Origin of the sequence: Chryseobacterium sp. PvR013 (assembly GCF_017833095.1) — a bacterium.
Taxonomy (GTDB): Bacteria; Bacteroidota; Bacteroidia; order Flavobacteriales; family Weeksellaceae; genus Chryseobacterium; species Chryseobacterium culicis_A.
In genome coordinates this window covers 3488983-3511230 of the sequence record NZ_JAFIBT010000001.1, presented here as the reverse complement: position 1 = coordinate 3511230, position 22248 = coordinate 3488983, and the positions used below count along the sequence as shown (strand labels likewise).

The window sequence follows — 22248 nt, the reverse complement described above, 5'->3', positions numbered from 1 at the left end:
GATTCTCAATTATTTTAATTCAAATTAGCTGAATTTCTTGAACACTAAAGTCGCGTTATGCCCTCCGAATCCAAAAGCATTACTTAAGGCATAGGTAATATCTTTTTCCTTTGCTTCTCCAAAAACAATATTGACATCCTGAGGAATATTCTCGTCAATCTTGTGAAGATTGATTGTTGGAGGAATAATTCCATTTTGAATCGCTTTAATAGAAATAATCGCTTCAACGGCTCCTGCAGCACCCAATAAGTGGCCTGTCATAGATTTTGTAGCACTGATGTCAAGGTTTTTACTTCCTTTAAATAATTTATTAATTCCGTTCAACTCAACCAAATCTCCAAGCGGAGTAGAGGTTGCATGCGGATTAAGGTAATCAATATCATCCACGTTGATTCCTGCTTCATTAAGGGCTAGCTGCATTGCTTTGATAGCTCCAACACCATCAGGATGAGGTGCTGTCATGTGATAAGCATCAGCTGTCATTGCAGCCCCTACTAATTCTGCGTAAATTTTTGCCCCTCTTGCTTTGGCGTGCTCATATTCTTCCAGAATCAATGTTCCGGAACCTTCACCCATTACAAAACCATCTCTGTCTGCATCATACGGGCGGCTGGCTGTTGCAAAGTCGTCATTTCTTGTAGACATGGCTTTCATAATGGAAAATCCACCGATAGAAGCAGGAGAAATAGCCGCTTCAGAACCACCGCTGACGATTACTTTAGCTTTTCCCAGACGAATATAGTTGAAGGCATCCATTAATGCCGTATTTCCGGTGGCACACGCAGAAACAGTTGTATAATTGATTCCCTGCAGACCATATTTCATAGAGATCATTCCCGATGCCATATTGGCAATGAATTTTGGTACAAAGAATGGATTGAATCTTGGAGTTCCGTCTCCGGCTGCAAAATTCATGACTTCACTTTCGAAAGTCCACATTCCGCCTTGTCCGGTTCCCCAGATTACTCCAATATCGAAAGGATCCATATTTTCCAGTTCAAGACCAGAATCTTTTAGAGCTTCCGCAGTGGAATACATGGCATATTGTGAAAATAAATCACTTCTTTTGATTTCGTTGTGTGTTAAATGAAGTTTTGGATCAAAGTTCTTAACCTCACATGCGAAATGTACTTTAAATTTTTCTGTATCAAAAAGGGTGATTTTATTAGCTCCACTCACTCCGTTGATACTATTTTGCCAAAATTCTTCGACATTATTTCCCAAAGGCGTCACTGCGCCCAGACCTGTAATGACAACTCTTTTCATAATTAGCTATTGATTTTGAATAAATTAGAGGTTCCTCTTGCGATTAAGCGTGTTTTGTCTGCATTCCATATTTCGCATTGTGCATTGACAAATTGCTTACCTCTTTTAATGATTTTAGTTTCAGCTACAATATTATCATTTTCTTTTGCAGTTGAAAAATAATCAATGACATTATTTATGGTGGTAATGAAAGAATTTTCATTTAAAGAAAACATGGTGGCACCAATGATATCGTCTACTATTGCGGCTGTAACTCCACCATGAAGATTTCCTATGGGATTCAGCCATTCCGCTCTTACCGTATACTGAAATGCCAGTTGTCCCTCATCTGCAGAAAGAACGATGGGGTTTAGCCATTTCATAAAAGGGGATGGTGACTGATGGAATTCTTTTCCAATGAATTGCTGTAATTGTGCTAATCTATCCATACTTTCAATTTTTATTTTTCTAAAATCATGGTTACTCCCTGCCCACGGGCTGCACAGATGGATATGAATCCTTTTCCGCTGCCTTTTTCATGAAGTAATTTTGCCAGGGTTGCAATAATTCTTCCGCCTGTTGCTGCAAAAGGATGTGCCGCTGCAAGGCTTCCTCCTTTTACATTCAATTTACTTCTGTCTATCTTTCCAAGTGCTTTCTCCAGTCCGAATTTTTTGGCAAGTTCCTCATTTTCCCAGATTTTTATGGTTGTTAAAACCTGTGCAGCAAAAGCTTCATGGATTTCATAATAATCAAAGTCGGATAGATTCATCCCTGCTTTTTTAAGCATTCTCTCTGCGGCAAAAACAGGGGCAAGAAGTAGATCCTGTTTATTTTCAACATATTCTATTCCTGCCAGTTCAGAAAAACTGATATAAGCTAAAACAGGAAGATTGTTAGCTTTTGCCCATTTTTCACTGGCCAGTAAAACTGCGGAAGCTCCGTCCGTAAAAGGGGTAGAATTTCCAGCGGTTAACGTTCCGTTCTGTTTATCAAAAGCAGGTTTTAGCTGTGATAGTTTTTCAATACTGCTGTCACGTCTTAGATTATTGTCTTTATCTAAGCCAAAAGCAGGAGTAATCATATCATCAAAGAATCCTTCATCATAAGCTTTAGCCATATTCTGATGACTTTTTAAAGCCAGTAAATCCTGTTCTTCTCTGGGAATATTGTAGTATTTGGCAGTAATTTCTGTGTGTTCGCCCATTACCAGACCTGTTTTAGGCTCCTGTCCTTTGTAAGGAATAGGCATCCAGTCTTTCAGTTTCGGACTTAAAAGCTGTTTTATTTTTCCAAAAGCAGATTTTTCTTTATTGGCTTTTAAAAGCGCTTTTCTTAATCTTGGTGAAGACTCAAACGGAATATTGCTCATTGCTTCCACACCGCATGCAATCCCTGATTCTATCTGGCCCAATGCAATTTTATTTCCGATATAAATAGCCGCTTCAATACCTGTGTCACATGCCTGCTGAAGATCACAGGCAGGAGTTGCAGGATCAAGAGAAGTATTCATTACGGTTTCTCTGATGAGGTTGCTTTCAGAGATGTGTTTAATAACAGCTCCGCCGGCAACTTCTCCGAGGCGTTTCCCCTGAAGATGATAACGGTCTATTAATCCGTTCAGAGAAGCAAGCAGGAGATCCTGATTACCCTGCTCCGAATAAGCGGTATTCATTCTGGCGAAAGGAATTCTGTTGTATCCTACAATAGCCACTTTTTTTGTTTCCATATGATATAATTTATGATGGAAGAATATTGAGTTCATGATCTATCATGCTGGTGATTTTGTCTAAAGCATTGTTTAGAAAGCTTTGATCACCCATTGTTTTTGAAAGCAGGATTCCGCCTTCAATAAGCATGATGAATAGAGATGCGAATTGTTCTGCATTTACATTGCTGTTAATTTCCCCTTTCTTTTGTCCTTCCATAATAGCTGATGAAATTTTTGACATCCATTGTTCAAAAGACTTTTTAACCTGATTTTTTAAAGCAGGGAAAGAATCATCTGCTTCCGTTGCTGCATTCATGATGGGACAGCCTCCGTTTGAGAAAACAAACTTCCAGTTTTTGCGATAGAAATCTACAAAAGCATGAAGCTTATCCAGAGAAGTGGGGAACTCATCACCAAAAGAACGGCTAAGGGTTTTGCCCAGCAATCCGGCATTGTATTTATAGACTTCAATGGCTACTTCATCTTTGTTTTCAAAATTTCCGTAAATACTTCCTTTCGTTAATCCGGTTGCTTGTGTAATGTCGGACAGCGATGTGGAAATATAACCCTTTGTATTAAAAAGAGTTGCTGTTTTCTCGATGATATGCTGTTTTGTTTTTTCGGCCTTCGACATTATAAATGGTTAAATACTATGCAAATATACAAAAATATACCACTCGGTATATTTTATTTTAAAATTTACGGATACAGATCTTCTGTGTCTTTAAGTTTTGGCTAAAGCCAATAGAATTGTTTTAAAATAAAAAACGGGCTAAAGCCCGTTCCTATTGATATTGAAATTAAGATTTTTAATTTTCCAAAGTAGCATTCAATGTAATCTCAAAGTTGAATGCTGCACTTACAGGACATCCTTCTTCGGCGATTTTAGCAAATTTCTGGAATTCTTCTTCAGAGATTCCCGGAACTTTAGCAGTCAAAGTCAGTTCAGATTTTGTAATCTTTCCAATATTGGGATCAAGAGTGATGACCGAAGTTGTTTTTAATTCTTCAGGATTGTATCCGGCTTGTGAAAGCTCAGCATCTAATTTCATGGTGAAACATCCTGCATGAGCTGCTGCCAGTAATTCTTCAGGATTTGTACCTACACCATCCGCAAAACGGCTGTTGAAAGAGTATTGAGTCTGGTTTAAAGTTGTACTTTGTGTTGTTAAATGTCCTTTTCCTTCTTTGATGGTACCGTTCCAAACGGCTGTTGCGTTACGTCTCATAATGTTTGTTTTTTTGTATTTAGTATTGTTTGATTTTGATGTTACAAAGGTATGTCTGCAATGAGGTATATTCAATAGATAAAAAGACTTAAATATTGTACTTTTTTCCCGAAGAGTAATTTTTTTTAAAATTTGCAGGAGTGCTTCCCGTTTTATTGGTGAAAAGGCGGTTAAAATAAGCCGGATCTTCATATCCAAGAGTATAGGCAATTTCTTTAACAGGTTTATCAGTGTAGAATAATAATCTTTTAGCTTCTAACAAAATTCTGTTGATGATGAACTGGTTGGGGGAATCCAGATTTAAACTTTTAAATTTATGGGTTAATGTTTTTGGTGCCATATGAAGCAGGTCTGCATACTCTGCCACATTATGTTTTTTTCTGAAATGAATTTCCAGATGTCTGCTGAAATCTCTGAAAACATCTAGTTCAGTACCCGGAATTCGGACGGCGTTATTGTCTAAATTCTGTTGTTTCCATTTTCTGGTTGCTCGGATGATCATCTGTTTTACATAGGTTCTGATCATTTCCTCGGCAGAAGAATCTTTCCATTCCAGTTCATCCTGGATATTTTGAAACAGTCCTTTTATAAGACTCGTTTCTGAATCATCAAGCTCCACATAAGGTATTTCGAATACATTATGAAAGAGAAGCCCATCACAAGCTACTTCTTTATCATGAATCTGGATACAGTAGAAATCACGGTTGTAGAAAAGAAGAATAGATTCGTCTTTTCCTTTCAGAATGTTCAGATGCTGATTGGTTAGGAAAAACAGTGAGGGTTTCTTTGTTATGTAATGATTAAAGTCTACGGTAAGCTCATATCCTGAAGGAATAAAAAATACTTTGATATCTGTGCTGAACCGGTTTCCATTGAAATTCTCCAGATTTTCTTCTGAAAATACTTCCAGTCCGAGTCTTTTATAGTGGTCTTCGAAAATAAGCTGTTGCGGCATACTTTAACTTTAGTTTAAAGATACAAAAAAGCATGATTTGAACTCTATTAAATTATTGAAACCCAAATTTCTGATGCCTGGCAGAGAGAATTGGGATAAAATAAATGGGAAATATGTTTTTACATTGATATTATTTTATCATTTTTACAAAGATTTGTGCTGCGACCCATATTATTAACCCTTTTTTATAACTGCCTGTATGAGCGAATTAGAAAATATTCTGAGAGAAATAACTCCACTGTCTCCTGAGGATAGTTTTCTCGTATTTGACAGGATTAAAGCATCATTTGACTTTCCCTATCACTATCATCCGGAAATTGAAATCAATTTTATCTACAAAGGAAAGGGATACCGCAGAATGGTAGGAGATCATACGGGAGAGATCGGAAATATAGAATTGGTATTGGTAGGGCCTAATTTACCGCATTGCTGGGCTAATTACAGATGCAAAAACAGAAAAACCCACGAGATCACGATACAGTTTAATCAGGATTTCTTTCACCAGTCTTTGATGGAGAAAAATATTCTTAAACCTATCAATAATCTGATGAAAGATTCCATCAGAGGAATTCTTTTTTCAGCTGAAACTGCTGAGAAACTAAAAGACTCGTTTCTCAATCTGTCAAAGATGAACAGTTTTGAATCATTCATAGAAATTATGAAAATTCTCAATGAACTGGCTGTTGCTGAAAATAAAATACTTTTATCATCCTATAGTATTGAACTGGAGACTTTTGCGGATAATGATAAAATGAAGATCATCCACGATTTTGTTCATAAAAATTTTGAAAATAAAATCACACTGGATAAAGTAGCTTCCATGGTGAATATGAGCAATGTGACTTTCAATAGGTTTATTAAGAAAAGAACCGGAAAGACTTTTATCAATTATCTGAATGAGATAAGAATCAGCTATGCTGCACGCTGGCTGATGGAAAAAAATCTTACGGTCTTTGAAATTGCTTTTGAAGCCGGATTTAATAATATTGCCAACTTCAATAAGGTATTTAAGTCTATTAAAAAGACAACTCCCACTGAATTTAAAGAACAGTTTAAAGGAGTGAAAAAAATTGAATAATATTCTTTTACAACTTACTTTTTCTGTATCATCAGTTCAAAATAAAATACAAAACCGGGTATTCATATCCGATTTTTTTTGGATAAAATGTAAGATAAATCCCCTTTTTTCTACTGATTTTAATGTGGTGTATTTTGTTGATATATAAATGTTTAGTTGCTTTTTAATAAAATTGCTGAAAAAATAATATCGTTTTATGATAAAATAGTATTATATCAGACTGGTTACAAAATTTAGATTTGTGAATGTGAATTAAATCTTAACAAAACTTTAAATTATTTAATACATAAACGATAAAATTTTGCTGAAAAAACAATAATTTTTTTGTATTGAATAACAAAGCAATGTCATTGATTCTCAATTAAATCTAACGAATCTAAACCTTATGAGAAAAGCAGTTATACCTGTTCTGTTCGTTTTTTCACTTTCTGCGAATGCACAGGAGAAAAAATCGGCCGACACTACGAAGACAAACAGTATTGAGGAGGTCGTAGTCACCTCTTTGGGGATAAAAAGGCAGGCCCGCTCTTTGACGTATTCCAGTCAGCAGATTGGTGGAGATGAGCTTACAGAAGTGAAAACTCCCAATCTATTAAATTCGATCAATGGAAAAGTATCCAACGTACAGATCAACAGAACCAATGGTGTAGGAAGCTCCGTAAGGGTGATCATGAGAGGGAATAAATCTGTAAACAATGCACAGCCATTATATGTAATTGATGGTATTCCCATTATCAACGGAACAGGAAAATCAGCAGATATCGGGCAGTATTCCAATATGCCGGATCCGGGAGATGTACTGAGCTCCATCAATCCGGATGATATTGAAAGCATGAACTTCCTAAAAGGAGCTTCGGCTTCTGCACTGTACGGTTCTGCAGGAGGTAACGGAGCTATTTTGATTACGACTAAAAAAGGGCGTGCAGGAAAAAGTTCAATTACTTACAGTTCCAGCCTTACCGTAGACAGAGCGTACAGCCTTCCAAAACTACAGCACAGTTATTTGTCTTATGATCCATCTGTTGCTGGTCAGCAGCCAGGTCAGGCAGTAGATAGCTGGGGTGCAAAAGGATCTTCAAAGGATTATCTTAAAGATTTTCTGCAAACAGGAACTACATGGGTAAACAGTCTTTCTTTCCAGTCAGGAAATGAAAAATCAACAAACTATTTCTCTATCGGAAATACAACCAATAAAGGAGTGGTTCCAATGTCGTATTTTGATCAGTATAATGTCTCTTTCAGAAACTCAAGTAAGTTTTTGGATGATAAACTGACATTGGATGCCAATTTCATCGGATCATTACAGGAAAGTAAGAACAGACAGACTCCGGGAGCTTCTTTTTCTCCTTTGACAAGTTTGTACTGGTTACCGAGAGGAGTAGATTTTGACCAATACGGAGGTGATAATTATTCTTATTTGGATAAAACGAGATTTTTACCAGCTCAAAACTGGTGGGAAGTAAACCCGGATGGAAGTTTCAAAGGAAATCCTGTGACCCAGAATCCTTACTGGATCTTAAACAGAAACCCGGTTACAGTGAGTAACAAAAATACATACGGTGCCCTTTCATTGTCTTACCAGATTAATCCATGGTTGACTGCAAGAGTGAGAGGAAACTACAGCTGGAATATTTCAGACAGCCAGCGTGATATTGCTGCTTTTTCAGCGCCTAGCTTACTGGCTAATGGTATTAATGGTAGAATGCTTAAAAATACCTATGAAAATTCTTCTACTTATGGGGATGTTTTATTAATCGGTAGCCCTAAAGTAAGTGAATCTATCTCTTTAGATTTTACAGTAGGAGGAAGTATCAATACAACAAGAAATAAGATAGGACAAATTGATAATGCTTATCTGGCAAATCCTAATCTTTTCACCTTGAATAACCTTCAGTGGAATGTAAACAGAGCGCCGGGAGATGGATATCATAATACCTATACGAACATGAAAAAACAGGTACAGTCTGTTTTTGCGAGCGCTTCCGTAGGGTACAAAAATATGTTCTATGTAGACATGACTTTCAGAAATGACTGGGATTCTACTTTAGCATTAACAGGAAGAACCGGATTTGATTATGAATCTGTAGGAGCAAATGCTATATTATCTTCTGTTTTCAAACTTCCGGAAGTTATTAATTTCTGGAAAGTAAGAGGGTCTTATGCCACCGTTGGTTTGGGATTACCTACGAATATCACCAATGCAATGGTTGAATATAATAAAGGATATGTTTATGGAGTAGATGCCGGAACGATTGTATATCCTAAGAGTTCTTTTGCTACAGGGGCAGGTTTTGAGGCATTGCTTCCAAAGCCGGAACTTAATAAAACGTTTGAAGCCGGAACTGAGTTGAGAATGCTGAATAACAAACTGAATTTTGATATTACTTATTACAATTCAAATACCAGTAACCAGTTGTTGGAAACTACAATCCCTTCTTATTTAGGAGGTTTGGCTCCGGGATCCTATTATATTAATGCCGGAAAAATCCGAAATACAGGTTTTGAATCTTCATTATCTTATAAAATCTTTGATTCGGAAAAATTCGGATGGACTGCTACATTGAATGCATCGGCCAATAAAAACAAGATCGTTGAATTATTACCAACAAGCATCAATGTTTCTAAAGACCTGACTTTTTCATTAACCGGAGGTGGTGACTATACAAGATTAAAACTGGGAGGTTCTTTTGGAGATCTTTACGGAATCAAATTTAAAAGAGATGACCAGGGCCGTGTTCTTGTGAATGAGAAAGGGGTTCCTTTAGCAGAGAGTACGCCTTCTTATTTGGGTAACCCGAACCCTAAGTTTATTATGGGATTCAATAACTCATTTAATATTGGGAAACTGGGAATATCTTTCCTTATTGATGGGAAATTCGGAGGTAAAGTATTATCACTTACAGAAAAAGCCAATGATTTATATGGGGTAAGTCAGACCACTGCTGATGCTAGAGATGCTGGAGGCGTATCAATCCCAAATGCAGTGTATGCACCGGGAACTCCTAATGCAGGGCAGGCTTATACTGGGTTGACTAACGCTAAAGATTATTATAAAGCAGTAGGAACAACCGAAGGATTTGGAAAAGGAGTTGATGAAGCCTATCTGTATAGTGCTACAACAATACGTTTACGTCAGGCATCTGTTTCATATATGTTTGATGTTAACTCAAAATATTTGAAAAATGCAACGGTAAGTTTAGTAGGAACCAATTTATTTTTCTTCTATAAGAAAGCACCGTTTGATCCTGAGCAGGTATCAGGGAATACACCTGGTGGAGTGGGAGTAGATTCATTCGGTCTGCCAGTTACCAGATCTATCGGTTTATCATTAAAAGCTAACTTCTAACTTTTACAATTACGACAATGAAAATCAATACTATTAAAACATTGGTATTTGGAGCTGCAGTTCTGTTCTCAGCTTCCGGATGTACTAATGACTTTGACCAATATAATCAGGAAAAGCTGGGAGGCCCTGAAAATTTTTACGCTGACTTTATCGCGGTTGTGAACCCTATGAAATCTATCCAGAGAGGGCTGCAGGCAGATTATCAGTTATATCCTAACCTGAGTGCAGATATGTACAGCGGAATGTTCAGTACCGCAACACCATTTAACGGAGGAGTAAATAACCTTACTTATTCTATGATGGACGGATGGAATAACAGAATTATTGCCAGACAGCAGGATATTTTCAATTATTCTATCATTATCGATAATGCTGCCAAAGGAAACTATCCAGGTGTAGATTTTACGGGAACCCTTGCTGTGAAAAAAATTCTGAAAGTTATTACAGCGGCAAGAGTTTCAGACAGCCATGGTCCTGTAGTTTACAGCAAATATGAAAAACCTAACCCTAACGGAGTTACAGATTTTGATTCTCAACAAGAGGCTTACAACTATTTTATTGCAGATCTTACTGCGGCCATTACAGATTTACAGAAAGTAATTGCAATGTCGGCAGCCCAGAATGTTGAAGATAAGACCTCATTGAAAAGTGCAGACTTAGTATATGGAGGAAATATGGCTCAATGGGCAAAATTTGCTAATTCACTAAAGCTGAGATTAGCCATGAGAATGAGTTATGCTGATCCTGCAAAATCTAAACAATATGCAGAAGAGGCTTTGGCTTCACCTGCAGGATTAATTACTGACAATGCAGATAATGCTTTGATCAGTGTAGGACAGTCAGAATTGAGCTTCATCATTTACTCATGGGGAGACTGTTTAATAGGTGCGCCTTTGATGGCTTATATGAACGGATATAATGACCCGAGACTTTCGGCATATGCAATTCCTGCAAAAGATGCTGATGTTCAGGGTAAATATATAGGAGTGCGCCAGGGAATTGATTTATTAAATGGTAAATCTACTTATGGAGCATTCTCACAACCACAGGCAAAATCTGCCAGCGGAGATTATTTTTCCGGAACTGATGGGAAAATGAAATTATTCACTGCTGCAGAAACATGGTTCCTGAAAGCTGAAGCGGCTTTGAGAGGATACGCAGGAGCGGGAGATATTCAAGCCAACTATACTACCGGAGTTCAACAGTCTTTCGGGGAATGGGGGAAAAGTGCTAATGTAGCTTCTTATCTTGCTGATACTACTTCTACAGAAGCTCCTTATGTTGATCCAAAAAATGCAGAAAATAATGTTGCTGTAGGAAATCCTCAGCTAAGTACCATTACCATTGCATGGAATAACGGGGATACCAACGAAAGAAAATTAGAAAGAATTATTACCCAAAAATGGCTTTCACTTTATCCAAACGGACCGGAAGCATGGGCTGAGCAGAGAAGAACAGGCTATCCGATTCTTTTCAAGGTAAGAAAAAATGACAGCGGTGGAGCAATCAGTACGGAAGCAATGATCAGAAGAATTCCTTTCACTATTGATACCAAAACTTCATTATATAACTACCAGCAGGCTGCACAAATGCTGAACGGACCTGATACCGGAGGCACCAAGCTGTGGTGGGATAAGAAATAAAAAATATTCAGAATCACTCATCAGTAAAGAGACATCTCAATATCAGATTTTTATTTGATCCATTCATTAAGACAGGAGAATAGAGTAGAATCTCCAAAAAAATTATAGTTTCGTTTTTAGTCTGAATGAATTTTTGAGATGTTCTCTTTTATTTAGAATCTTATTTTTAAATATGGGAAAAAACAACTCCGGAACCCGTCGGATCCAGCCAATTCTTTGGATTTCCACATTATACTTTGCAATGGGTGTTCCCTTTGTAACCATTAATGCAGTTTCAGGAATCATGTATAAAGATATGGGTGTTTCGGATTCGCAGATTACATTCTGGACAGCTCTTATCCTATTCTCCTGGACTTTAAAACCACTTTGGAGTCCGTTTTTGGAGATCTATAAAACAAAAAAGTTCTTTGTTATTTCTACTCAGTTTGCTATAGGAATTCTGTTTGCGTTAGTTGCTTTAAGTCTTCCAATGCATGACTTTTTCAAATACAGTATTGCGCTTTTTGCCGTAATAGCATTTTGTGGAGCTACCCATGATGTGGTAGCAGACGGAACATATATTGGTTTTCTTACCAATAAAGAGCAGGCGAAATATATCGGCTGGCAGGGCGCTTTTTACAATCTTGCCAAGATCATCAGCAGTGGTGCATTAGTTTATTTTGCCGGTATTTTAGAAAAAACAAAAGGAGTTACTCATGCCTGGATGATCATTATGGTGATCTATGCATTACTGTTTTTTGTATTAGCGATTTATCACTATTTCATGCTGCCAAAAGAAAACAAAGAAGAAAAGAAAGATGAGAAAACAGTAGGGAATGTTCGTACAGAACTGTTAGAAGTGATTACTTCTTTCTTTACCAAAAAGAAAATTCTATGGTGTATCCTCTTTATCATTCTGTACCGTTTTGCAGAAGGATTTGCGATCAAAATAGCTCCTTTATTTTTTAAAGCTCCAAGAACATCAGGAGGATTAGGATTATCCACTTCTGATATCGGACTTATTTATGGAACCTACGGCTCTGCAGCATTTATCTTAGGATCCGTATTGGCAGGATATTTTATCTCAGCCCGCGGACTGAAAAATTCTTTGATATGGCTATGCTGTGCATTTAATATTCCTTTTGTAGTATATGCACTACTGGCTCATTACCAGCCTTCAGATCTAATGCCTGTGGGAATTGCTGTAGTGGTGGAATATTTCGGCTATGGATTTGGTTTTGTAGGATTGATGCTTTACATGATGCAGCAGATTGCGCCAGGAAAACATAAAACTGCTCATTATGCATTTGCAACAGGAATTATGAATCTTGGAGTAATGATTCCCGGAATGTTCAGTGGGATGATCAGTGACTGGATAGGATACAAAATGTTCTTTATCTGGGTCTTGATTGCTACCATTCCTGCATTTTTAGCCACTTTATTCGTTCCTTTCCCTTATCCGGAAAATCAAAAAGAACAACAAATCAATTAATAATAATTAAAAATAAAAAGTAAAAATACTTTATGACAGCTCAATCAGTAATGATCCCTTGGCAGGATCGCCCGGAAGGTTGCAATGATATCATGTGGAGGTTTTCCGAAAACCCGATCATTAACAGATACGCGATACCAACATCTAACAGTATATTCAACAGTGCAGTAATTCCTTTTGAGGATGGATTTGCAGGAGTATTCCGTTGTGATAACAAGGCAGTACAGATGAATATTTTTGCTGGTTTCAGTAAAGATGGAATCAATTGGGATATTAATCATGACCCTATTGAAATGCAGGCAGGAAATACGGATATGATTGAATCCGATTACAAATATGATCCCCGTGTCACTTTTATAGAAGACCGTTACTGGATTACTTGGTGCAACGGATACAATGGACCTACCATCGGTATTGGATATACTTTTGATTTTAAAGAATTTTTTCAGTGTGAAAATGCATTTCTTCCCTTCAACAGAAACGGAGTTTTGTTCCCTGAAAAAATCAATGGTAAATATGCCATGTTGAGCCGTCCTAGTGATAACGGACATACACCTTTTGGTGATATTTATATCAGCTATAGCCCTGATATGAAATACTGGGGGGAGCACCGTTGTGTGATGAAAGTAACCCCTTTTGAAGACAGTGCATGGCAGTGTACAAAGATTGGTGGTGGGCCGGTTCCTATCAAAACAGAAGAAGGATGGCTGCTTTTCTATCATGGAGTAATTAATACCTGCAGAGGATTCAGGTATTCAATGGGAGCAGCTTTGCTTGATCTTGAAGATCCTACAAAAGTATTGTACAGAACGAAGCCTTATCTGTTGGCTCCGGCTGAATTGTATGAACTGACAGGAGATGTACCGAATGTGGTTTTCCCTTGTGCAGCCCTTACAGAAGGTGATAAAGTAACCGTATATTATGGTGCTGCTGATACCGTAGTGGCGATTGCCTTTGGATATATCTCAGAAATCATTGATTTTATGAAAAAGAATTCAATTTAATACAGTAATATAAAGTTTAGGAAAATAGGTTAATCATCTTAATTTTCCCGTTTTCTGGGAATTTTATAATGGTTTTCCTATTTTTAAACAAAAAAATCTCCGATACCTCTCTTATCATGAAAAAAGAACTGATTATCTGCTTTTTTACAACCCTGTTTTCTGTAGCCAGTGCCCAGCAAAATAAAAATGATGTTTTATCCTGGGTAGACCCTTTCATAGGCACAGGAGGACATGGCCATACCTTTCCGGGGGCAACTACGCCTTTCGGGATGATACAGCTGAGTCCGGATCAGAATACAAAAAGTGGCGACTGGGACTGGTGTTCCGGATATCACTACAGCAGTAAAACGATTATGGGATTCAGTCATAACCATCTTAGCGGAACAGGATGGGCAGACCTTGGAGATATTCTGGTAATGCCTACTGTGGGACAGGTAAAAATGGTTCCAGGAACGGAAGAGAATCCTGAAACAGGGTACCGTTCAAAATTCACGCATGATAAAGAAATTGCTTCTCCCGGGTATTATTCCGTAATGCTGGACAGCTATGGAATTAAAGCAGAGCTTACCGCTTCCCCAAGAGTAGGATTTCATAAATATACTTTCCCGAAAAGTAGTGAAGCCAATATCATTATTGATCCCACTAATAAAATCTTCGGAAATATCTACCATACATTAGTAAGTGTAGAAGGTAATAATAAAATCAAAGGATACTGTTACAGCAACGGCTGGGGAGGTAAACGATTTGCTTACTTCGTGATGGAGTTTTCCAAACCGTTTAAGTCTTATGGCGTGTATGCTGACGGAAAAGTCAAAAATGATGAAAAAATTGCCCTTGCTAAGGATGCTAAAGCATTCGTAAGATTTTCAACTGAAGATCAGGAAAGTATTGAAGTAAAAGTATCATTGTCTCCCGTGAGTACAGAAAACGCACAGGAAAATTTCGATACTGAAGCAACAAATGTTGATTTTGCAAAAGCGAAGGAAACTGCACAAAAGACATGGAGAGACCTTATTGGCAGATTCCAGGTGACAGGAGGTACAGACAGCCAGAGAAAAATTTTCTACACAGGAGTTTACCATACATTCATTGCCCCTAACCTTTACATGGACGTGAATGGAGACTATGTTGCCGCTCAGGAAAACATGAATACAAAATGGTTCACGAATTACAGTACCTATTCCTACTGGGACGGATTCAGAGCAACTCACCCACTGTTAACCATTATGGATCAGAAACATACAAAAGAATTTGCCAATTCCTTGATCAGCAGATATACAGATCGTAAAGACCATATGCCAATCTGGGAGCTTTGCGGCTATGATAACTTCTGTATGTTAGGGTATCACAGTGCTTCAGTAATCTGGGATGCCATTTCAAAAGGAGTTTCGGGGATTGATGCGGAAAAAGCATTTGCCGCAATGAAAGATGCTTCTTTAACAGATAAAATGAGCAGCAGCGATGGTGGCGGAGGCCTTAATGATTATATCAAATTAGGATATACACCATCAGAAAACGGAGCTTCAGTTTCAGCAACACTGGAATATGCATATGATGACTGGTGTATCCTTCAATTAGCAGAAAAATTAGGAAAAAAAGACGAAGCAGAAGTATACAGAAAACGTTCTATGAACTTCCTGAATACCTTCAATAAAGAAAACAATCACTTCTGGCCAAGACAAAAAGATGGAAAATTCTTAGCAGATTTCAAACTTAATGACTGGAAAAAACTGCAGCCACACTGGGTTTCCGGAAACATCTGGGCTTACGATTTCTTTGTTCCTCATCAGATTGACGAAATGATGAATCTGTATGGAGGAAAAAAAGGATTTGAAGAAAAACTGGATAAAACCTTTACAGAAGCGCTTCATATGGAAGGAGAGCAGCATGTGGATATCTCAGGATTCATCGGATCTTTAGGATTTGGTGATGAGCCGGGACATCATGTTCCGTATCTGTACAATTATGCAGGGAGCCCTTACAAGACTCAGAAAATGGTAAAATTTATCCGTGACAATATGTACGCCGCTAAACCTGATGGAATTGTTAATAACGAAGACTGCGGTCAAATGTCAGCATGGTATATTTTCTCTTCATTAGGATTCTATCCTGTGACACCGGGGAAACCTGTTTATGCCATCGGAGCACCACAGTTTCCTAAAGCATCATTAAAATTAGAAAATGGTAAAACGTTCACCGTAATTGCAGACAAGATATCCGACAAGAATATCTATGTACAGAAAATGTTCCTGAACGGAAAAGAATACAAAAGCTGGGAGCTGAACCACAGCGATATTATGAACGGAGGTGAGCTGAGATTTGTAATGGGAAGTAAACCGGTAAAATAAGACTAATAAAAATAAACGAAACAAAAGTATCAATGGAAAGGAGAAATTTTATTAAAACAAGTGCACTGGCAGGAGCCGGATTGCTGTTTACTCAAAATGTTTTTGCTAAAAATTTAGTATTGGACGATTTTCCTGTTGTCCGTATCCCTAAAGAAAAAAGACATTTTACCAGCGAATCTGTAGAAAATGCTATTGCAGCGTTTAAAAAGAAAGTGAAAAACAAAGAGCTGAGCTGGCTTTTTGAAAACAGCTTTCCCAATACATTAGATACTACTGTTTTCTATAATGAAACCAACGGAACGCCTGATACGTACGTAATCACAGGGGATATCGATGCTATGTGGCTTCGTGACAGTTCTGCACAGGTTTTCCCTTATCTGCAGTTTTCGAAAAAAGACGAAAAACTACATAAGCTGATCTCAGGAGTAATCCACAAGCAGACTACTTTCATCCTGAAAGATCCTTACGCGAATGCTTTCTACAACGATGATCAGAAGATCAGCAAATGGAAAGAATACGACCATACCGATATGAAGCCGGGAACCCATGAAAGAAAATGGGAAATTGACTCGCTTTGCTATCCTATCCGTCTGGCCTACCACTTCTGGAAAACAACAGGAGATACAAAACCTTTTGATGCCAACTGGCTGAAAGGAATTAAACTTACCCTGCAGACCTTTACAGAACAGCAGAGAAAACATGATCTGGGACCTTACAAATTTGAGCGTACAACAGCATGGGCAACAGATGGAGTTCCTATGGGAGGATATGGTTATCCGACAAAACCTGTAGGATTGATCAGCTCTATGTTCCGTCCAAGTGATGATGCTACCATCTATGGATTCCTGATTCCTTCCAACCTATTTGCTGTGGTAAGCTTACGTCAGGCAGCGGAAATGGTTTCTCAGATTAAAAACGAAAAAACATTGGCTCAACAACTGAACAGCCTTGCTGATGAGGTAGATGCAGCCATCAAAAAATACGGAATTTACAATCATCCTGAATTTGGAAAAATATACGCTTTTGAAGTAAATGGCTTTGGAAGTTATAACCTGATGGATGATGCGAACTGCCCAAGCTTGCTGGGACTGCCTTATCTGGATGCGGTGAAAGCTGATGACCCTGTGTATTTGAATACAAGAAAATTTGTATGGTCAGAAAACAATCCGTTCTTCTTCAAAGGTAAGCTGGCAGAGGGAATAGGAGGTCCACATATCGGATTGGATATGATCTGGCCAATGAGTATCATCATGAAGGCACTCACTACTAAAGACAAAAGTGAGATCAGATGGTGTATAGATACCTTACAGAAAACGCACGGAGGAACAGGCTTTATGCATGAATCCTTCCATAAAGACGATGCCAAAAAGTTCACCAGAGAATGGTTTGCATGGGCAAATACCTTGTTTGGAGAATTGTTATGGAAAACCTTTAACGAAAACCCTGAGCTACTGACATAGCCCACCCTTTTATATGGTGTATTCATCTGAGATTCCTTCCCAAAAAAGAAGGTGTCAGGGGAATGCTATATAAAATTCAGACACCAAAACACCTTAAAAAAATTATACAATGAAAAAAAAATCCATCTTTACCGCACTGATTGCCATGATGCTTCAGTCAGGTTCTCTGATTAACGCACAACAGCTTAGCCCTACAGGAATATGCTATGTGGAAGTGAACAACAACAACATCCTGAATGCAGGAGCGTACAAACTGCAGACATCGAACAGCTACCTGTTCAATGTGGTGAATATTTTTGCGGCTAACATTAATTATGATACCAGCCGTGGAAGAGCTTATCTCTATTCCAATAATAATGTCACGAAAGTTCTTACCAATGCAGATACCTACATAAAACCACTCCAGCAAAAAGGAATGAAAGTAGTGCTGACGATTTTGGGAAATCACCAAGGGGCTGGGATCTGTAATTTTCCTACCCGTGAAGCAGCAAAAGACTTTGCATTACAGCTTGCCAATACAGTGAATACTTACGGTCTTGATGGAATTGATTTTGATGATGAATATTCAGAATATGGAAATAACGGAACAGGGCAGCCTAATGACAGCTCTTTTGTAATGTTGGTTCAGGAGCTCAGAGCTTTATTACCGAATAAAATTATTTCATTCTATTATTATGGACCTGCAGCTTCAAGGCTTTCCTGGAACGGAGCCAGAGTAGGAGACAATGTCAATTACAGCTGGAATGCGATGTACGGAACATTCTCAGCTCCAAATGTACCACCTCTTACCAAAGCGCAAATTTCTCCTGCGGCTGTATGGATGGGAAATACTTCCAATTCTACAACCACCAGTCTGGCTACCCAGACCAAAAATGGCGGATACGGAGTATTCATGTGGTATGATTTACATGGAACTAATGAAACGTCACAACTTTCAGCAGGAACTCAGACGTTGTACGGAGAGCCAACTGTTTTAAGCACTCCTTTACAATCATGGACACAAGGAACTAATTGTGATGCACCTATCGGATTGTATACAAGCAATCTTACGGGAACAAGTGCAAAACTAAACTGGTCAGCCGTAGGAACCAATACTTATGATATTGATTATAAACCAGCATCTTCAACAACTTGGACCAATGCGGTATCAGCAACAAGTTCCACTTCCGTAACCGTTTCCGGATTAACAGCCAATACCGAATATGACTGGAGAATCAGAACCAACTGCAGCGTGAAAAGCGCTTATATGTTTGCTCCAAGATTTACAAGCACTTCAGGAACAACGCCTACAGGTTCTTATGCTCTGTCTCTGGATGGAAGCACGGAATCAGGAGCTGCCGGAAGTATGAATCTAAGCGGTTCTGCATTATCTTTTGAAGGATGGATCAAGCCTTCATCATTCAAATCAGCATCTCCATATATTTCCTCGATCATGGGAACGGAGATCAGCGACAGCAATTCTGCATTCTTACGATTAGGAGATGCAGGTCTGGCAAATAATAAACTGCAGTTTGTCGTAAGTATTAACAATGTACAGCAAAAACTGGCTTCTGCAACGGTTTTAAATGCCAATACCTGGTATCATGTGGCAGCTACTTATGATGGTAGCAATATGAAATTGTATATCAACGGAGTTCTGAATGCCACTAAAGCACAAACCGGAAGTGTGAATTCAAACGGAGCGTTCAATGTAGGATATTTGTACAATACTTCCCGAAACTTCAATGGAAAGATAGATGAGGTAAGAGTTTGGAAACGGGCTTTGAGCCAGACAGAAATCAGTCAGAATATGTGTAATGTATCCGTTCCGGCTACATCACTGGCTGCCTACTGGAAGTTTAACGAAGGCAGTGGTTCTACAGTTCAGGATACTTCCGGAAACGGAGTGACTTTAACATTAACAGGTGTTGATGCGTCTAATTGGGGAACAGATCTACCATGTACAACAGGAAGTTCAGCATTAGCAAGAACTGCAGGCCAAAAGGCGATAAATGTGGGAGAGATAAGCGTTAAAAATCAAATAAAATTATATCCTAACCCGGTAAGCAAATCTTCATCACTTACAGTCTCTGTTCCTGATGAATACAGCAAAGGGAAATTAACGGTTTATGATTTTAACGGAAGAATTGTAGACACAAAATCCCTGAACTCAGGAGACAATCAATACGAATTAAGCAGAATTTCTGCAGGAAATTATATTCTTCAGTTTGAATCTCATGATGGAAGCTTAAAACAATCCGAAAAACTAATTGTAAAATAATAACCACAGTCATTGGGCTTCGGCCCAATGATTTTTCTACTACAAAATTGATATACTATGAGAAAAAAATCCTTTTTTATTCCCCTGATGGCCTTAATGCTTCAGTCGGCTCCATTACTCAAAGCACAGCAGCTTGATCCTTTAGGTGTCTGCTATGTGGAAGTAAATAATAATAATCCGCTGAATGCAGGTTCCTATACTTTGCAGAATACGAACAGACAGCTTTTTGATGTGGCTATTATTTTTGCAGCGAATATCAACTATGATGTTTCCAAAAACCGTGCTTATATCTCAAACAATAACAATGTTACCAAAGTCCTTAATGATGTCAATACCTATGTAAAACCTTTACAGCAAAAAGGGATAAAAGTATTGCTTGATCTTTTAGGAAATCACCAGGGAGCAGGAATTTCTAATTTTCCTAACCGTGAAGCAGCAAAAGATTTCGCTTTGCAGGTGGCTCATACCGTTTATACTTACGGTCTGGATGGAGTAGACCTTGATGATGAATACGCAGGATATGGAAATAACGGAACAGGGCAGCCTAATAACAGTTCTTTTGTAATGCTGCTGCAGGAATTGAAAGCAGCAATGCCGGATAAACTGATTACATTCTACTACTATGGCCCGGCTACCACAAGACAAACTTATAATGGAGATTTAGCAGGAAATTATATTGATTATACATGGAATGCGATGTACAGTACATACAATGCGCCTGTTGTTCCTCCTCTTAATAAATCCAAAATCTCTGCAGCGGCAACATGGATCCAAAATTCGAATCCAAGTTCTACATCAGCAACTACACTGGCAAGCTTAGCAACCAGTACAAAGAATGACCAATATGGTGTATTCATGTGGTATGACCTGGGAGGAACCAATGTAGCCAGCTATCTGAGCACAGGTTCCAATATTCTTTATAATGAAAATACACTTTTAAGCGGTCAATTATACTCATGGTCTCAGGGACAAACCTGTGATCCGCCATTGGGACTTGATGTTTCCAATGTAACAGGAACTTCAGCAAAACTAAACTGGACTTCCAACGCTTCCCAGTCTTATAACATTGATTACAAACCGGCCAACTCTACAGTATGGACAAACGTAGCCAATAATTACTCAGGAAATAATATTGTCATCAATAACCTTACCCTGAACACCAATTACGATTGGAGAATACAGTCCAACTGCTCACCGACATTAACAAGTACTTATATTTTTGCACCAAGGTTTAACTCCGGAAGTGGCTGCACTACGCCATCAGGATTAACTTCCGGAAGTTTCCTTGGTAATACTGCTCAGCTATCTTGGGATGCAGGAAATGCAACTTCATATACACTGCAGTATAAAACTGCAGCAGCCACCACTTGGTCTGAAATTCCGAATATTACAACCAACTCTTACGCCCTTCAAAATCTTACCCCAAATACAAATTATGTATGGAAAGTACAGGCGGGATGTGCCGGAGGAACTACAAGTACCTATTCAGGAGAAGGATCATTCAACAGTGGCTTTGCACCTGTTACAAGTCCCGGAGCAAGATCTCTTTCTTTCAACGGAAGCACGCACTATCTTAACGCAGGACAATTTAACCTGAGCGGAAATGCGATGACATTTGAAGGTTGGGTAAAAGTGAATGCTTTCAAAACAGGATTCCCTTATATTTCATCAGTAATGGGAGTGGAAGTAGGAGATAATAACTCGGCAATGCTTCGTTTCGGAGATGGAAATCTGGCGAATAACAAACTTCAGTTTATCCTGAGCTTTGGTTCATCACAGGTAAAACTTAATACAAATACAGCATTCAATACCAATACATGGTATCATATAGCAGCCACTTATGATGGGGCAGCAATGAAAATTTATGTCAACGGAAACCTTGATGCCAGCTTTGCCGTAACGGGTAACTTTACAGCAAACGGAATCCTTTATCTGGGAAGAAATTATGACAATTCCCGTACAATCAACGGTTTCCTGGATGAATTCAGAGTTTGGAAAAAAGCACTAACACCACAGGAAATATTGAGTAACAGCTGTAATGTTCCTGCCAACTCCACAGGTCTTGAAGCCAATTGGAAAATGGATGAAGGAAGTGGCTTAGGTGCTTTAGATGCTACGGCAAACACTCATTTTGCCACCCTGATCAATATGACAGATGCCAACTGGAGAACAGATGTGGCATGTGCTTCATCTCTTGCCGTGAAAGATATTGAATCGGTAAAAGAGAACAGTACAGTCTATCCAAATCCTGTGAAAAGAGGAAATGATATTCACTTTACCATCAGCGACAACTCTGCAAGTGAAGTGGCATTGTATGATGTTTCAGGAAAATTATTCAAAAAACAGAGCATTAATCAAAATAATAATGCTGTGAATACACAGGATTTAATCAGTGGTACTTATATTTACAAGATTACATCCGCAAACAGTAAAGTAATTTCAACAGGTAAAATTATTGTAAAGTAAGATTCAGATAATGATATAGTTATCAGGATTAT

At 38.3% G+C, this 22248-nt stretch carries 15 protein-coding genes; 9 read left to right on the top strand and 6 right to left on the bottom strand.

Annotated features, from left to right (window positions below):
- Positions 1-24 precede the first annotated feature (24 nt).
- The 6 genes from fabF to JOE44_RS15950 form a co-directional block, all read right to left on the bottom strand.
- On the bottom strand, positions 25-1266 hold the full coding sequence (gene fabF, locus JOE44_RS15975) for a beta-ketoacyl-ACP synthase II (RefSeq protein ID WP_209786323.1): 1242 nt from the start codon (positions 1264-1266) through the stop codon (positions 25-27).
- Positions 1267-1268: 2 nt separating this feature from the next.
- Positions 1269-1694, bottom strand: coding sequence for a PaaI family thioesterase (locus tag JOE44_RS15970; protein ID WP_209786322.1), 426 nt, complete (start codon positions 1692-1694; stop codon positions 1269-1271).
- Between the two features lie 11 nt (positions 1695-1705).
- Positions 1706-2974, bottom strand: a complete 1269-nt coding sequence (locus tag JOE44_RS15965) for an acetyl-CoA C-acetyltransferase (protein ID WP_209786321.1) — start codon at positions 2972-2974, stop codon at positions 1706-1708.
- 10 nt (positions 2975-2984) lie between these two features.
- Complete coding sequence (locus tag JOE44_RS15960; RefSeq protein ID WP_209786320.1) at positions 2985-3590, bottom strand: TetR/AcrR family transcriptional regulator; 606 nt, start codon at positions 3588-3590, stop codon at positions 2985-2987.
- A 175-nt stretch (positions 3591-3765) separates the two neighbouring features.
- The gene (locus JOE44_RS15955; protein WP_002982623.1) at positions 3766-4185 is read right to left on the bottom strand and encodes an OsmC family protein; all 420 of its coding nucleotides are present in this window, start codon (positions 4183-4185) and stop codon (positions 3766-3768) included.
- Positions 4186-4273: 88 nt separating this feature from the next.
- Entirely contained in the window at positions 4274-5140 is an 867-nt protein-coding gene (locus JOE44_RS15950; protein ID WP_209786319.1) for an AraC family transcriptional regulator, read from the bottom strand.
- A 199-nt stretch (positions 5141-5339) separates the two neighbouring features.
- Here JOE44_RS15950 and JOE44_RS15945 point away from each other — a divergent pair, with 199 nt between their 5' ends.
- The 9 genes from JOE44_RS15945 to JOE44_RS15905 all read left to right on the top strand — a co-directional run bounded on the left by JOE44_RS15945 (position 5340) and on the right by JOE44_RS15905 (position 22216).
- On the top strand, positions 5340-6218 hold the full coding sequence (locus JOE44_RS15945) for an AraC family transcriptional regulator (protein WP_105683159.1): 879 nt from the start codon (positions 5340-5342) through the stop codon (positions 6216-6218).
- A gap of 385 nt (positions 6219-6603) precedes the next feature.
- Positions 6604-9564, top strand: coding sequence for a SusC/RagA family TonB-linked outer membrane protein (locus JOE44_RS15940; RefSeq protein WP_209786318.1), 2961 nt, complete (start codon positions 6604-6606; stop codon positions 9562-9564).
- Between the two features lie 17 nt (positions 9565-9581).
- Positions 9582-11207: a SusD/RagB family nutrient-binding outer membrane lipoprotein gene (locus tag JOE44_RS15935; RefSeq protein ID WP_209786317.1), complete on the top strand. Its 1626-nt coding sequence runs from the start codon at positions 9582-9584 to the stop codon at positions 11205-11207.
- A gap of 172 nt (positions 11208-11379) precedes the next feature.
- Positions 11380-12678, top strand: a complete 1299-nt coding sequence (locus JOE44_RS15930) for an MFS transporter (protein WP_209786316.1) — start codon at positions 11380-11382, stop codon at positions 12676-12678.
- Between the two features lie 32 nt (positions 12679-12710).
- Complete coding sequence (locus JOE44_RS15925) at positions 12711-13682, top strand: glycoside hydrolase family 130 protein (protein ID WP_047376309.1); 972 nt, start codon at positions 12711-12713, stop codon at positions 13680-13682.
- A gap of 116 nt (positions 13683-13798) precedes the next feature.
- Positions 13799-16030 (top strand): GH92 family glycosyl hydrolase, encoded by a 2232-nt coding sequence (locus JOE44_RS15920; protein WP_209786315.1) that lies wholly within the window; start codon positions 13799-13801, stop codon positions 16028-16030.
- A 32-nt stretch (positions 16031-16062) separates the two neighbouring features.
- The gene (locus tag JOE44_RS15915) at positions 16063-17490 is read left to right on the top strand and encodes a glycoside hydrolase family 125 protein (protein WP_209786314.1); all 1428 of its coding nucleotides are present in this window, start codon (positions 16063-16065) and stop codon (positions 17488-17490) included.
- A 109-nt stretch (positions 17491-17599) separates the two neighbouring features.
- Positions 17600-19750, top strand: coding sequence for an endo-beta-N-acetylglucosaminidase H (locus JOE44_RS15910; RefSeq protein ID WP_209786313.1), 2151 nt, complete (start codon positions 17600-17602; stop codon positions 19748-19750).
- Positions 19751-19807: 57 nt separating this feature from the next.
- Positions 19808-22216, top strand: a complete 2409-nt coding sequence (locus JOE44_RS15905) for an endo-beta-N-acetylglucosaminidase H (protein ID WP_209786312.1) — start codon at positions 19808-19810, stop codon at positions 22214-22216.
- Positions 22217-22248 lie beyond the last annotated feature (32 nt).

Bases quoted from the DNA above. Each gene is read 5' to 3' on its own strand.
- JOE44_RS15940 (WP_209786318.1), top strand. From the start codon at position 6,604: ATGAGAAAAGCAGTTATACCTGTTCTGTTCGTTTTTTCACTTTCTGCG.
- JOE44_RS15965 (WP_209786321.1), bottom strand. From the start codon at position 2,974: ATGGAAACAAAAAAAGTGGCTATTGTAGGATACAACAGAATTCCTTTC.
- JOE44_RS15970 (WP_209786322.1), bottom strand. From the start codon at position 1,694: ATGGATAGATTAGCACAATTACAGCAATTCATTGGAAAAGAATTCCAT.
- JOE44_RS15915 (WP_209786314.1), top strand. From the start codon at position 16,063: ATGGAAAGGAGAAATTTTATTAAAACAAGTGCACTGGCAGGAGCCGGA.
- JOE44_RS15910 (WP_209786313.1), top strand. From the start codon at position 17,600: ATGAAAAAAAAATCCATCTTTACCGCACTGATTGCCATGATGCTTCAG.
- JOE44_RS15960 (WP_209786320.1), bottom strand. From the start codon at position 3,590: ATGTCGAAGGCCGAAAAAACAAAACAGCATATCATCGAGAAAACAGCA.
- JOE44_RS15955 (WP_002982623.1), bottom strand. From the start codon at position 4,185: ATGAGACGTAACGCAACAGCCGTTTGGAACGGTACCATCAAAGAAGGA.
- JOE44_RS15920 (WP_209786315.1), top strand. From the start codon at position 13,799: ATGAAAAAAGAACTGATTATCTGCTTTTTTACAACCCTGTTTTCTGTA.
- JOE44_RS15935 (WP_209786317.1), top strand. From the start codon at position 9,582: ATGAAAATCAATACTATTAAAACATTGGTATTTGGAGCTGCAGTTCTG.
- JOE44_RS15945 (WP_105683159.1), top strand. From the start codon at position 5,340: ATGAGCGAATTAGAAAATATTCTGAGAGAAATAACTCCACTGTCTCCT.
- JOE44_RS15930 (WP_209786316.1), top strand. From the start codon at position 11,380: ATGGGAAAAAACAACTCCGGAACCCGTCGGATCCAGCCAATTCTTTGG.
- JOE44_RS15950 (WP_209786319.1), bottom strand. From the start codon at position 5,140: ATGCCGCAACAGCTTATTTTCGAAGACCACTATAAAAGACTCGGACTG.
- JOE44_RS15925 (WP_047376309.1), top strand. From the start codon at position 12,711: ATGACAGCTCAATCAGTAATGATCCCTTGGCAGGATCGCCCGGAAGGT.
- fabF (WP_209786323.1), bottom strand. From the start codon at position 1,266: ATGAAAAGAGTTGTCATTACAGGTCTGGGCGCAGTGACGCCTTTGGGA.
- JOE44_RS15905 (WP_209786312.1), top strand. From the start codon at position 19,808: ATGAGAAAAAAATCCTTTTTTATTCCCCTGATGGCCTTAATGCTTCAG.